This is a genomic window from Williamsia sp. Y712, from assembly GCF_059445525.1.
Genome location: NZ_JCAIUN010000001.1, coordinates 2,591,752 through 2,605,022 on the forward strand (window position 1 = coordinate 2,591,752; position 13,271 = coordinate 2,605,022).

Genomic DNA, 13,271 nt, shown 5'->3' on the forward strand with positions numbered 1-13,271 from the left:
AACCGTCATTGCTTGGTCGTGGGTTTTGGACCAGAGTGCTGGCGTTTGTTGGTTCCCAATCCCCCCCCTCCCCGCGGCCGTTGTCATGTGCTCTTTCTTGGTGTCCGAGCCGGGGCGTTTGCCGCGCACGCACCGGGCGTGATGGCATGGGCACATGCTCAAGCAACTCGACAGCTGGCCGGTGGATCTGGTCTCGGCGGCGGTGGTGTCCGGTGGACAGGTGATCGAACAACACGGTGACACCGAGCACGTGTTCGCGCTCGCGTCGGTGACCAAATTGCTTGCCGCGCACGCGGCGCTGGTGGCGGTCGAGGAGGGGGCGATCGAACTCGACCAGCCCGCCGGGCCGCCCGGGTCCACCGTGCGACACCTGCTGGCGCATGCCTCGGGCCTCGACTTCGGCAGCCGCGAGGCCGTGGCCGGCGTGGGGGAGCAGCGCATCTATTCGAGCGCCGGGTTCGAGGTGCTGGCCGAGTTGATCGAAACCGAGGCCGACATCGCCTTCGACGAGTACCTCGCGCAGGCCGTCTGTGAACCGCTCGGAATGACGTCGACCACGTTGCGCGGTTCGGCAGGCCACGGGGCGGATTCGACGGTCTCGGATCTGGCCGCGTTCGCCGCGGAGTTACTCGCGCCGAAGTTGGTCTCCGCGGACTTGTTCCGCGAGGCGACATCGGTGCAGTTCCCGGGGCTGGACGGCTTCGTCCCGGGTTATGGCAAACACCGGCCCTGTGACTGGGGTCTGGGGTACGAGATTCGGTCACACAAGAGTCCGCACTGGACGGGGAGCCGGAACAGTCCGCAGACCTTTGGTCACTTCGGTCAGGCGGGAACGTTCCTGTGGGTGGACCCGGCGTTGTCCGCGGCCTGCGTGGTTCTCACCGATCGGGCCTTCGGTGCCTGGGCGAAGCCGCTGTGGAGCGACTTCAACGATTCGCTGGTGTCAGCTCTTTCGGATTGAAAACTATTTTCACTCAATACGCATGCGACACTAGCGCAACACGGGTCACTTGAGGCACAATAAATAACAAGTGTGTGGTATCCACTGTGGTTTCGCCAGGCGTTGGGGAAGACGTTCCTCGTCGAAACCGGAGGTGGAAAGTGCGCAACCTTAATCAGTTTGCGGACGTAACGGCAGGTGTGGTTTTTGTACATTCCGCACCGGTCGCGTTGTGCCCGCACGTCGAGTGGGCTCTTTCGTCGACTCTTGATGCCCGCGCGAATCTGAAGTGGTCTGCACAGGAGGCGAGTCCCGGCCTGCAGCGCGCCACCGTCGATTGGGTTGGACCGGTCGGAACGGGAGCGCGCATTGCCAATGCTCTGCGCGAATGGTCGGCCCTGCGGTTCGAGGTCACCGAGAACGCCAGTGACGGCGTGGACGGCGAACGCTTCTGCTTTGTGCCCGGACTCGGTCTGTGGCGTGGGTCGATGAGCGCCAACGGCGACGTCATCGTCGGTGAGATGCAACTGCGATCGCTCATGGAATCGCACGCCGACGGGATGGAACTCGCCGGCGCACTCGATGCCGCACTCGGCACGGCCTGGGACGAGGCATTGGAGTCGTTCCGCATGGGCGGCGCCGGCGCCGAGGTCACCTGGCTGCATCAGCGCGTGGGCTGACCGCGCGCCACGCAACACAGCCACAAAAGCGGGCCCGGACTGAAAAGTCCGGGCCCGCTTTTGTGTCTTGTCAGATCACCGCGTCAGATCACAAGGGGATGTTCTTGTGACGTCCGCGGCGAGCCGGTGCCGAAGCGAGTGCCTCGGCGATGATGCTGCGGGTCTTGGCCGGGTCGATGATCTCGTCGACCACACCGATGGACTGGGCGCGGCCCACGCCACCGGCGATGGCTTCGTGCTCGACGGCCAGACGGTCGTGCAGTGCTTCGCGCTCGTCATCGGGTGCGGCAGCCAGCGCCTTCTTGTGCAGGATGCCGACCGCAGCCTTGGCGCCCATCACGGCGACCTCGGAACCGGGCCACGCGAAGACTGCCGTGGCGCCCAGTGCCCGCGAGTTCATCGCGATGTAGGCACCGCCATAGATCTTGCGGGTCACCAGCGTGACGCGGGGGACCGAGCATTCGGCAAACGCGTGCAGCAGCTTTGCGCCGCGACGCACGACGCCGTCCCATTCCTGGCCGACACCGGGCAGGTAACCCGGAACGTCGGTCATGACGATCAGTGGGACGCCGAACGCGTCGCAGAGACGGACGAACCGAGCCGCCTTCTCAGCGCTCTCGGAGTTGAGGCAACCACCCATCCGCAGCGGGTTGTTGGCGATGACGCCAACGCTGCGTCCGGAGAGCCTGCCGAAACCGATCGTGATGTTCGGTGCCCATTTTGCCTGCAGCTCTTCGAAACTCGAGATCTCGGTTTCGCCGTCTGCAGCCACATCGGTGTCGAGCAGTGCCCGCACGATGGGATGGACGTCGTATGCACGACGGTTGGACTCGGGCATCAGGGCCCGCAGGTCGGTATCGCCGGCCTCGGCCTTCTGCCGACTGAAATGTCCCTGCTGACCGAAGGTTCCGATCAGGCGACGGGCGCGCCAGTAGGCGTCGGGCTCGGAGTCGGCGGTGATGTGCGAGACACCCGACTTCTTGCCGTGGGTCAGTGGCCCACCGAGCGACTCCATGTCGACGACCTCGCCGGTGACGCTCTTGACGACGTCCGGTCCGGTGACGAACACGCGGCCGGCAGGCGCCATGATGACCACATCGGTCAGGGCCGGTCCGTATGCCGCGCCGCCGGCGGCGAAGCCGACGACGATCGAGATCTGAGGGATGTACCCGGACGCCCGGACCATCGCCTCGAACACCTGGCCGACTGCGTGAAGGGCTTCGACGCCCTCAGCCAGTCGGGCGCCGCCGGAATGCCAGATCCCGACAACCGGGGCCTGCTCGGCGATGGCGGTATCGATGGAGTTGACGATGTGCTTGCAGCCCACCACCCCCATGGCCCCGCCCATCACGGTGCCGTCGGTGCAGTAGGCGACGGTGCGGACACCGTTCACCCGTCCGACGGCAGCCTGCACACCCGACTTGTCGCGGGGGTGCAGCAACGACATGGATGCTTCGTCGAAGAAATTGGTCAACCGCAGCAATGGATCCCGAGGATCGATGGATTCCTCTTGCTGTGTGATCGGGGCCATGGTGGTCATGAATCTCCTTAGATCTTCAGCGCCCGGTGAGAACTGGCTCAGGGGCGGCGGGGTTCAGTAGCGCCCAAAGGCGAGCGCAACGTTGTGCCCACCGAATCCGAACGAGTTGTTGATGGCGTAGTCGATCTGTCCGTAACGCGGCTCTCCGTGAACGACGTCGAGATCGCATTCCGGATCCTGATTGTCGAGATTCAGCGTCGGGGGAATGACGCCCTCTTCGATGGCCTTGATGGTCAGGATCGACTCCAGCGCACCCACAGCGCCGATGGAATGCCCGAGGGCAGACTTCGGTGCATACACCGCTGCGTGGTTACCCACCGCGATGTTGATCGCCAGGGCCTCGGCGGTGTCGCCGACCGAGGTGGATGTGGCGTGTGCGTTGACATGCGTGATGTCGGATTTCCCCAGACCAGCGGTCTGCAGAGCTCGTGACATCGCGCGTGCTGCGCCGGTGCCCTCCGGGTCAGGAGCGACCAGGTGGTACCCATCGGAAGTGATGCCGCCACCGAGTAGACGCGCATGGATGTGCGCGCCACGGGCGATGGCGTGATCTTCGCGTTCGATGACCATCAGTGCAGCGGCCTCGCCGAAGACGAAGCCGTCACGGTCTTTGTCGAACGGACGAGAGGCGGCGGCCGGGTCTTCGTTACGGGTGCTCATCGCACGCATCATCGCGAAGCTGGCGATGGGGACCGAGTCGATATGACCCTCCACGCCACCGGTGACGACCATGTCGGCGTCACCCATGACGATCTGACGCCAGGCGTGCGCGATGGCTTCAGAACCCGAGGAGCAGGCCGAGACCGGGGTGATCACACCGGCCTTGGCGCCGATCTCGAGTCCGACCACCGCGGCCGGCCCATTGGGCATGGCCATCGGTACGGCGAGCGGGGAGACCTTGCGGTAGTTGCCGGTGTTGTGCATCGCGTTGTAGGCCTCGATGAGTGCGTCACCGCCACCCTGACCGGTACCGATGACAACGCCGAGGCGCTCTTTCTCGATATCCGGCTCGCCTGCCTGCGCCCACAGACGCTTGCCCATGACATAGGCGATCCGCTCGGTGTAGGCCATGCGTCGGGCCTGAACCCGAGAGACCTCCGTCGAGGGATCCTTCACCAGACGCCCACCGAACCGGACCGGGAGATCGAACTCCTCGACCCAGTCATCGGTGAGAGTCTTGATGCCACTCTCTCCGGCGAGAAGACCCTTCCACGTCGAATCGAGGTCTTCGCCGATGGATGTGGTCGCAACCATGGAGGTCACCACCACGTTCGGGAAATTCCCGCCGAGGGTGGAGTAATCGCGAAGAGAGTTAGTCACGGTCTGTCACTCACCGGTGTTCTTGTCGGCGTCGAGCTTTGCGCGGATGGCGTCGGCGGCATCGGCGTTCTCGGCTTCGAGCTTCTGGATGTAGTTCACGGCGTCACCAACGGTGCGCAGTCCGGCCAGATCCTCATCGGGGATCTTGACGCCGTACTTGTCTTCGGTCTGCACTGCGATTTCGACCATCGACAGCGAATCGATGTCGAGGTCGTCGACGAACGACTTCTCTACAGTCACCTCAGAGGGTTCAATGCCGGTGACCTCCTCGATGATCTCAGCGAGTCCGGCAATGATTTCTTCCTGGGCGGCGGCCACTGGGTGGCTCCCTTCATATTCGTGTTTCCGATGTTCCGGAGGACAGCGCGCGTGCGCGCTGCAATGGACGGATGTGGCGAGCAACTGTGCTCTCCTGCATCTCCCGGGGACGACGGCACAGGCGTGCCGCCGTCGCTATCCAAGTTCGGTGATGCCCGCGAGGTCGTCGGGGGTCTTGAGCGCGAGGGTCGGTGTTCCCTTCAGCTCGCGCTTTGCGATTCCGGCGAGAGTGCCGGCGGGGGGCAGCTCGATCAGTCCGGTGGTGGAGAGCTCGCGCATCGTCTGCGAGCAAAGATCCCACCGCACGGGCCGAGTGACCTGTGCGACGAGTTTATCGAGTGCGTCGCGACCGGAGGTGACCGGTGCACCGTCGGAGTTGGAGAGCAGCGGCCGCGCCGGTTGTGATGGGTTGATATCGGCTGCCGCACGGGCAACTGCGTCCTGGGCCGGGGCCATGTATCGCGTGTGGAACGCACCGGCGACGGCGAGCTTGCGGACACGTGCCTTCTCCGGCGGGTTGGCGATCAGTTCATCGATAGCGGCGATCGCACCGGCTGCCACGATCTGCCCGGCCGCATTCCGGTTGGCCGGAACCAGATCGAGTTCTTCGAGGCGGGCCAGCACGGTGGCTTCGTCGCCACCGAGCACGGCGGCCATGGTGGTGGGCTCGAGAGCGCAGGCCTTGGCCATCTCGGCGCCACGGATGGCGGCCAGAGACACGGCCTCGTCGGCGGTCAGGACGCCGGCGATCGCGGCGGCGGCCAATTCTCCGACGGAATGGCCCGCGATCAGGGTGTCCGAGGGCAACGGGAAACGCTTGTCGATCTCGTCATAGGCGAGCAGTGCCGACACGACCACCAGAGGCTGGGTGACCGCGGTGTCGGTGATCTCGTCCGCCGTCGCGGTGGTCCCAAGGCGTTCGATCTCGAGCCCTGTCAGCTTCGACCAGGTCGCGACCTGGTCGCGTGCGCCGGGCAGCTCAAGCCATGGCGTGAGCATTCCGACGGTCTGAGAGCCCTGTCCGGGCGCAAGCAAGGTGAGCACCTGATCAGAGAACACCCTATTCGCCCTCGGTGAAGGTGCTGTACGCAATGAACCTTGGGCGACCCCTTTGTGGGATCCCTACAAAATTGCACAACAGCGTGCCTGCATCGTCACCTCACCGACATCCGTTACACCGTTGTGAATTGATGCACAACCGTAGCTTTTACTCGCTGGAGCCTGTGACAGGTGTGACTGTAGGGAAAATTGTGCGCATGTCGTGTCTAACCCGTGCCAATCTGCCAACGGTTGTTGCCACCCTCAGTACATAAGCATCACGGGGGTTCATTGGATCGCGACCAGTAATGTCCGAAATTCTCTTTAGTCGATATCGCACAGTATTCGGATGGACGAAGAGTTGGCGCGCACACGACTCGACGGACCCTCCGGAGTCCAGGTAGGCATCAAGAGTGGAAGTCAGGGTGTCGCCGCTTTTGGCGAGCGGCTTGACCAGCGAATCACTCAGTGTGGTCATGGCGGCCTGGTCGCCGAGCAATGCGCGTTCGGGCAGGAGCTCGAGGGAGTGGACCGGACGGGGTGCACTGGGCCAGCCGGCGACCGCCTCGATGCCGGCCAGGGCGTCGATGGCGCTGGCGTGCGCGGCACCCAGGTTGGGCCTGGTGGGTCCGATGACCACAGGCCCGTCGGCAAAGAGGATCAGCAGGTCGGTGATGAACGGGTCGCCAATCGTCACCGGACCGCTGACGATCGCGACGAGGAGACTGCCCTGGACCACCGACAGCGCTGCGCGGTCGTGCTGACGTGCGGTGTTGTGAACGGCGAGGGGAACCGAGACGTTGCGCTCGGGTGGCGGCATGCCCACTACGACGGTGGCGGTGGCCTCGGTGTCCCAGTTGAGTGCGGCGGCTCGGGACAGCAGGGTGGGGCCGGTGTCGCCGCGGACCACGGCGTCGACGACGAGCGCTTCGAGTCGTGAGTCCCAGGCGCCGCGGGATTCTGCGGCCGATGCATAGATCGAGGCGGCGGCGAACCCGATCTCGCGGCCGTAGCGCAGAACGGCTTCTGTCAGGGCGCGGAGCTGGGCGTCGTTGCGGGCCAGGAGTGGCAGCCACTTCTCGAAGAATTCCATCGCGACCCGGACCATCTCGACGGTCTGCAGCAGGCTGATCCGGCGGGCGAGGTCCTGGGGTACCACCTGGAAGGCCTGCACCGTGAACTTGACGTTGCCCTCGGGATCTTGAAGCCATTCGACAAAGTTCACGACCGCGGTCTGGACCACGAGTTGGACGCTGGCCCGCTGACCCGCTTCGAGATCCTCGAAATAGGGCAACTGGTCTTGCATCGAATGGACGGCCTCGGTGGCCAGCCGTCCGCTGTACTGCTTCACGCGGCGGAGCAGGGTGTCCGGCAGGGCATCGTGAACATTCGCAGGTGCCGGGACGTGGGCGCCACGCGGGCCGAAGAGATCGCCTACGGGCTGATCACCCGTACGGGACTCAGTCATGGCTTCAATCTATGTCAGTCCCGGGTCCGATTGGGGACATGTCGACCGCAACAGCCGACCGCCCACCCGTTGGTCAACGGATGGGCGGTCGGATGGAAACGAAAGATCAGGCGCCGGGACCGGGATCGCTGGTCTGCTTCGGGGCAGCCAGTACATCTTCGATCTGATACTTTTCGGCGGCCTCGGCGGCAACCTTGATGTCGATGTGACCCTCGCGGGCGAGTGCCGAGAGGACACCGACCGCGATGGATTCACCATCGACGTTGAAGTAGCGGCGTGCGGCCGGTCGGGTGTCGGAGAATCCGAAACCGTCGGTGCCCAGGGTGAGATAGGTGCCCGGGACCCAGGCGCGGATCAGCTCCGGGACACCCCTCATGTAGTCGGTCGCCGCAACGAACGGTCCGGAGGCATCGGCAAGGACCTCCGTCAGGTAGGGCTGCGGATGGCTGCCTGCCGGTTCACGCAACGCTGCCTTCTCGTACTCGACCCCGTCACGGGCGAGCTCGCCCCAGGACGTCACCGAGTAGATGCTCGCGCCGACATTCCAGTCATCGGCCAAGAGCTGCTGTGCCTTGAGTGCGCTCGGCATTGCGACACCGGAGACCAGGATGTTGGCCGGGTACTGCTTGCCCTCGGGAGCATCGGCGAACTGGTAGATGCCCTTGAGAACGCCTGCGATATCAAGGTTTTCGGGCTGTGCGGGCTGTGTGATCGGCTCGTTGTAGATGGTGATGTAGTAGAAGATGTTCTCGGGATCTTCGCCGTACATCCGCCGCAGACCGTCGGAGATGATGTGTGCCAGCTCGTAACCGAACGCGGGGTCATAGGCCACTGCCGCCGGGTTGGTCGAGGCCAGCACGAGTGAATGACCATCGGCGTGCTGCAGACCCTCACCGGTCAGGGTGGTCCGGCCGGCGGTGGCGCCGAGCACGAACCCGCGGGCCATCTGGTCGGCCGCGGCCCACAAGCCGTCGCCCGTGCGCTGGAACCCGAACATCGAATAGAAGATGTACAGCGGGATCATCGGCTCATCGTGGGTGGCATACGAGGTGCCGACCGCGGTGAACGACGCCGTGGATCCGGCTTCGTTGATGCCCTCGTGCAGGATCTGGCCCTGCGGGCTCTCCTTGTAGGCGAGCATCAGTTCGGCGTCGACCGAGGTGTACAGCTGGCCGTTGCGGTTGTAGATCTTGAGCGTCGGGAACCAGGAGTCCATACCGAACGTGCGGGCCTCGTCCGGGATGATCGGCACCAGGCGCTTGCCGATCTCCTTGTCGCGCATCAGTTCCTTGAAGATGCGCACGATGGCCATCGTCGTGGCGACCTGCTGCTTGCCCGAACCCTTGCTCGCGAGCTTGATGGCACCGCTGGTGTCGGGCTTGAGCACCTTGCTCTTGGTGCGCCGCGCAGGCAGGAACCCGCCCAGTTGCTTACGGCGATCGAGCATGTACTCGATCTCCGGTGAGTCGGCCCCGGGGTGGTAGTACGGCGGCAGGTACGGATCTTTTTCGAGCTCGGCATCGCTGATCGGGATGCGGGTGCTGTCCCGGAAGTCCTTGAGATCGTCGAGGGTCAGCTTCTTCATCTGGTGCGTGGCGTTGCGGCCCTCGAAATGCTTGCCGAGTGTGTAGCCCTTGATGGTGTGGGCCAGGATTACCGTCGGCTGGCCCTTGTGGGCCATCGCCGATGCGTACGCCGCGTGCACCTTGCGGTAGTCGTGACCACCGCGCTTGAGGCCCCAGATCTCGGCGTCGCTGAGGTCTTTGACCAGTTCCTTGGTGCGCGGATCGCGACCGAAAAAGTGCTCGCGGACGAACGCGCCGTCGTTGGCCTTGTAGGTCTGGTAGTCGCCGTCGGGGGTGCTGTTCATCAGATTGACCAGCGCACCGTCGCGGTCCTTGTGCAGGAGCGAGTCCCACTCGCGGCCCCAGATCACCTTGATGACGTTCCAGCCGGCGCCGCGGAAGAACGACTCGAGTTCCTGGATGATCTTGCCGTTGCCACGCACCGGGCCGTCGAGACGCTGCAGGTTGCAGTTGACCACGAAGGTCAGGTTGTCGAGACCTTCGGTGGCGGCGACGTGCGCCAGGCCACGCGACTCGGGCTCGTCCATCTCGCCGTCGCCGAGGAATGCCCAGACGTGCTGATCCTCGGTGTTCTTGATGCCGCGATCGTTCAGGTAGTGGTTGAAGCGCGCCTGATAGATCGCGTTCATCGGACCCAGGCCCATGGAAACCGTTGGGAATTGCCAGAAGTCGGGCATCAACCGCGGGTGCGGGTACGACGGCAGGCCGCCGCCGGCGTGGGAGTGCTCCTGGCGGAACCCGTCCATGCGGGATTCGTTGATGCGACCTTCGAGGAAGGCGCGGGCGTAGATGCCGGGGGAGGCATGGCCCTGGATGAAGATCTGGTCGCCGCCGCCTGCGTGGTCCTGGCCGCGGAAGAAGTGGTTGAAGCCGACCTCATAGAGCGCGGCGGACGACGCGTAGGTGGAGATGTGGCCACCGACCCCGACGCCGGGACGCTGGGCGCGGTGCACCATGACGGCGGCGTTCCAGCGGATGAATGAGCGGAACCGACGCTCGACCTCTTCGTCGCCCGGGAACCAGGGCTCGTTTTCGGTCGGGATCGTGTTGACGTAGTCGGTGGACGTCAGGGACGGGATCGACACCCGTTTGTCACCGGCTCGTTCGAGTAGACGCAGCAGGAGGTATCGGGCCCGGCCGGGGCCTGCATGTTCGAGGAGTCCGTCGAATGAATCGAGCCATTCGTCTGTCTCACTCGGGTCGATGTCGGGGAGGTACGACGCAACACCTTCCCGGATGACCCGTACTCGGGCCTGGTTCTTTGGTGCGTGAGTGCTGTCAGTCACTGCGTGCTCTTTCTCCTCGAGTCACTCGGCAGCGGTAGCTGCCGTAACGGGATCGACCCGCCGGAACCGGGGTGTGGTTCGGCGTTGTCTCAATCGTGCCGCAAGTGATGAGCGTTGGCATCGGTGTGCGGCAAAGTAACCCTACCCACGGGCGTTTCGTCGCCGGTTTGCGCGCTCGTCGTGCAGTATCTGGACTGTGAAGGTTTGGGGTGTGGCCGTCGTTGCGGTAATCGGGCTGGGCGTTTCCGGATGCGCGACCACGATTGACGGCTCAAGTTCCGTCGATGGTGGCCAGGTGTTCGCGTATCGGAGTGAGCAGTCGGCGGCTGCGGTGCAGTCGCAGGCCGCCGAATCGTCGCGACGCGCGCAAGCCGCCAAAAATCTCACGCTGGAATTGTGTTCGCAGTTCACCACCACCGTGGTGACGATGCTCAGCAGCTACAACGACTTCGTGACCAAACTCAATGAAGTGCAGTCCTATTCGGCAGTCGGTGGTGCCGCACAAGTGGCCATCGATCAGCTCAAAGCCGGTGAGCAGGCGATCAACGCCAAATTGGTGCCTGACGTAGAGCCTTCGGTGAGCCGGCTCGTACGCGCATTCTTCGTCAGAAATCAGGAGTTGGTGCGCGCCATCGAGGGCCAAAATCAGTCCGGACTCAACGATCCGGCGGCTCGGTGGATCGAGTCTCGGAACGCGGCGGTGGACGCTTGCGGGCAACTCTCCAGTTGAAAAAGCGGCATTCGGCTTGCAACTTGGGGGTTTACCCTGTTCGCTTGAGTGATCAAAGTGGGCACGGACCGTGTTCACCCATTTTTTTGACAGGAGGTCGTCGCGTTGGTTGCCGCTTCAGATGGTGATCGTGCCCAGAAGCTGGGAGTGACAGCGGGCATGATTGTGCAAGAACTGGGGTGGGATGAGGACACCGACGACGACTTGCGCGGCCTCATCGAAGACACCATCGACGCTGAGATGGTCGACGAGGATTCCGACGAGGTCATCGACATGGTTGTGCTGTGGTGGCGCGACGGTGACGGCGATCTGGTCGATGCGTTGATGGATGCCATCACGCCACTCGCCGACGACGGTTTCGTTTGGGTGTTGTCACCGAAGACCGGGGCTGACGGTTACGTCGACCCCACAGAGGTCGCAGAGGCGGCTCCTACCGCAGGGCTCACCCAGACCAGTGCCGTCAGTTTCGGTGAATGGCTGGGATCACGTTTGGTCCAACCGAAGACGCGGGTCGGCAAGAGAGCATGACTTCCTCTCTCGGTCGGGAGCTCAAGGTGGGAACCGAGGCTCCCGACTTCAGCCTGCGTGATCAAAACAACCAGATGGTCAGTCTCTCCGACTACCGCGGTGAGAAGAACGTTCTGCTGGTGTTTTTTCCACTGGCGTTCACCGGGACCTGCGAAGGCGAACTGAGCATGGTCCGGGATCGGTTGCCGTTGTTCTCGAACGAAAATTCCGAGTTCGTCGCGGTGTCGGTAGGCAGTTCGCCCACGCACAAGGTGTGGTCGTCGGCTCAGGGATACCTGTTCCCGATCCTGGCCGACTTCTGGCCGCACGGCGAGGTGTCCCAGGCCTATGGCGTCCTGAACAACGACAAGGGCTACCCCAACCGTGGAACATTCGTCATCGACAAGAACGGAATCATCACTTTTTCGGAAATGATGGATCCCGGTCAGGTCCGTGACCAGTCGCTTTGGGAGAAAGCTCTGGCCACGCTAAATTCTTGAGTGTGTCCGGCACCTTGGGGTGATCGGATGGGCGGCGAGTCCGAATGTTTTCTCTCGCCGTCGCGGCTGGCGAACTCGCCTTCGTTCAGCCGCCATGCGCGTATAGCTCAGCGGTAGAGCTCTGGTCTTACACACCAGCGGTCGGGGGTTCAAATCCCTCTGCGCGCACCGACATCGAACAACGGGCAAGCTTGCTCACAGTTCTCACACTCGCTCGCTCTGTAGCGCGAGCGAATGTGAGAAACGCGAGCGGCGTCAGCTTTCTTCTGTTTTCTGACCGAATCGGCCCTGCACCGTATCGAGGATCGAGATCCCCTGTGCGACGACGTTCGTCGCGAGTTCGTTGACACCTTGGGCGCCGTTGAACACGGTGAGGTTGGCGCCTGCCAAGCCCTTCGACACCGCTTCGACGAGTTCGGGCAGCTGCTCGATCAGTAGCTGATCGAGGGAGATGCGGTCGTTCTCGGCCGCGGCAGCAGCCTGGATCCTGATGGCGTCGGCCTCGGCCTCGGCCAGGATGCGCGTGCGCTGTGCCTCGGCCTCGGCAGGTTTGATCACCTCGGACAGGAGTTGGCGCTCGCGCAGCTCCGCCGTGGTTTGTGCCAACTTGGTCTGTTCCGTGGTGATCTCCTGGGTCACGCGGGCCTGGGCGAGTGGACCGGCCTGCGCAGCTTCGGCATTGGCCTTGTCGGTCTGGGATTTGATCTCGGCCCGCTTGAGGGCGGTCTCGCGCTCGTAGTCCGCCTGTGCCCGTGCAGATTTCTGCTGGGCTTCCACAGCTTGCTGCTCGGCAGCTGCCTGGGCGACAGCGGCATCGCGTTGCACCCGCGCGACCTCAGGGGCGGCGAGCGACTTGATGTAACCCGAACCGAGGTCGTCGATCGACTGGATCTGGAACGAGTCGACCTTCAATCCGATCAGGGTCAACTCGCGCTTCGACGCATCGAGGACCTGCCGGGCCAGAGTGTCGCGTTCACGAATGATCTGCTCGACGGTCATCGAACCGACGATGGAGCGCAGGTGCCCCGAAAAGATCTGTCCGGTCAACTGATTCATCTCGTTGGACTGTTCGGAGATGAATCGCTGTCCGGCGTTGACAATCGATTCCGTGTCCGAGCCGACCTTGTGCGCGATGACCGCGCGGACCTTGAGCTGGATGCCCTGTGTGGTCACGCAGGTCTCTTCGATGGCTGCCTCATGCATCGCCAGCGACAGGTAACTGACGCGGCGGAAGAACGGCATCACCCATTTGCCATGACCGATGATCACCAGGAACGGCGCGTTCTCGTCGTGCGACTTCTTTCCGGAGATGATCATCGCCTCGTCGGGATCGGGCACGTGATAACCGAGCATCTGTC

The 13,271-nt window shown here is 63.6% G+C and carries 12 protein-coding genes and 1 tRNA gene; 6 read left to right on the forward strand and 7 right to left on the reverse strand.

Going from position 1 to position 13,271, the window contains the following annotated elements; genetic code table 11:
* Positions 1–154: 154 nt before the first annotated feature.
* Positions 155–961, forward strand: coding sequence for a serine hydrolase domain-containing protein (locus AC1D75_RS11855; RefSeq protein ID WP_495515401.1), 807 nt, complete (start codon positions 155–157; stop codon positions 959–961).
* 140 nt (positions 962–1,101) lie between these two features.
* Positions 1,102–1,620: a DUF3145 domain-containing protein gene (locus tag AC1D75_RS11860; RefSeq protein WP_482143922.1), complete on the forward strand. Its 519-nt coding sequence runs from the start codon at positions 1,102–1,104 to the stop codon at positions 1,618–1,620.
* A gap of 88 nt (positions 1,621–1,708) precedes the next feature.
* On the opposite strand, the gene AC1D75_RS11865 is transcribed toward AC1D75_RS11860, so the two are convergent.
* From AC1D75_RS11865 to aceE, 6 genes are all read right to left on the reverse strand, one after another.
* The gene (locus tag AC1D75_RS11865) at positions 1,709–3,160 is read right to left on the reverse strand and encodes an acyl-CoA carboxylase subunit beta (RefSeq protein WP_495515402.1); all 1,452 of its coding nucleotides are present in this window, start codon (positions 3,158–3,160) and stop codon (positions 1,709–1,711) included.
* 54 nt (positions 3,161–3,214) lie between these two features.
* Entirely contained in the window at positions 3,215–4,480 is a 1,266-nt protein-coding gene (locus tag AC1D75_RS11870; protein ID WP_495515403.1) for a KasA/KasB family beta-ketoacyl-ACP synthase, read from the reverse strand.
* Positions 4,481–4,486: 6 nt separating this feature from the next.
* Positions 4,487–4,798: a meromycolate extension acyl carrier protein AcpM gene (gene acpM / locus AC1D75_RS11875; RefSeq protein WP_020105643.1), complete on the reverse strand. Its 312-nt coding sequence runs from the start codon at positions 4,796–4,798 to the stop codon at positions 4,487–4,489.
* Positions 4,799–4,933: 135 nt separating this feature from the next.
* Positions 4,934–5,842 carry an ACP S-malonyltransferase gene (locus AC1D75_RS11880; protein WP_495516057.1) on the reverse strand — a complete coding sequence of 303 codons (909 nt, stop codon included), beginning with the start codon at positions 5,840–5,842 and terminating at the stop codon, positions 4,934–4,936.
* 163 nt (positions 5,843–6,005) lie between these two features.
* The gene (locus AC1D75_RS11885) at positions 6,006–7,304 is read right to left on the reverse strand and encodes a PucR family transcriptional regulator (protein ID WP_495515404.1); all 1,299 of its coding nucleotides are present in this window, start codon (positions 7,302–7,304) and stop codon (positions 6,006–6,008) included.
* 106 nt (positions 7,305–7,410) lie between these two features.
* Entirely contained in the window at positions 7,411–10,176 is a 2,766-nt protein-coding gene (gene aceE, locus AC1D75_RS11890; RefSeq protein WP_495515405.1) for a pyruvate dehydrogenase (acetyl-transferring), homodimeric type, read from the reverse strand.
* A gap of 295 nt (positions 10,177–10,471) precedes the next feature.
* Here aceE and AC1D75_RS11895 point away from each other — a divergent pair, with 295 nt between their 5' ends.
* The 4 genes from AC1D75_RS11895 (at position 10,472) to AC1D75_RS11910 (ending at position 12,081) form a co-directional block, all read left to right on the forward strand.
* Positions 10,472–10,906: an Rv2240c family protein gene (locus AC1D75_RS11895; protein ID WP_495515406.1), complete on the forward strand. Its 435-nt coding sequence runs from the start codon at positions 10,472–10,474 to the stop codon at positions 10,904–10,906.
* Between the two features lie 105 nt (positions 10,907–11,011).
* The gene (locus tag AC1D75_RS11900) at positions 11,012–11,434 is read left to right on the forward strand and encodes a DUF3052 domain-containing protein (RefSeq protein WP_482134955.1); all 423 of its coding nucleotides are present in this window, start codon (positions 11,012–11,014) and stop codon (positions 11,432–11,434) included.
* Positions 11,431–11,913: a peroxiredoxin gene (locus AC1D75_RS11905; protein ID WP_495515407.1), complete on the forward strand. Its 483-nt coding sequence runs from the start codon at positions 11,431–11,433 to the stop codon at positions 11,911–11,913. Before AC1D75_RS11900 ends, AC1D75_RS11905 begins: the two co-directional genes overlap by 4 nt.
* Before the next feature lie 96 nt (positions 11,914–12,009).
* A tRNA-Val gene (locus AC1D75_RS11910) sits at positions 12,010–12,081 on the forward strand.
* An 87-nt stretch (positions 12,082–12,168) separates the two neighbouring features.
* Here AC1D75_RS11910 and AC1D75_RS11915 read toward each other — a convergent pair.
* Positions 12,169–13,266, reverse strand: coding sequence for an SPFH domain-containing protein (locus AC1D75_RS11915; RefSeq protein WP_495515408.1), 1,098 nt, complete (start codon positions 13,264–13,266; stop codon positions 12,169–12,171).
* Positions 13,267–13,271 lie beyond the last annotated feature (5 nt).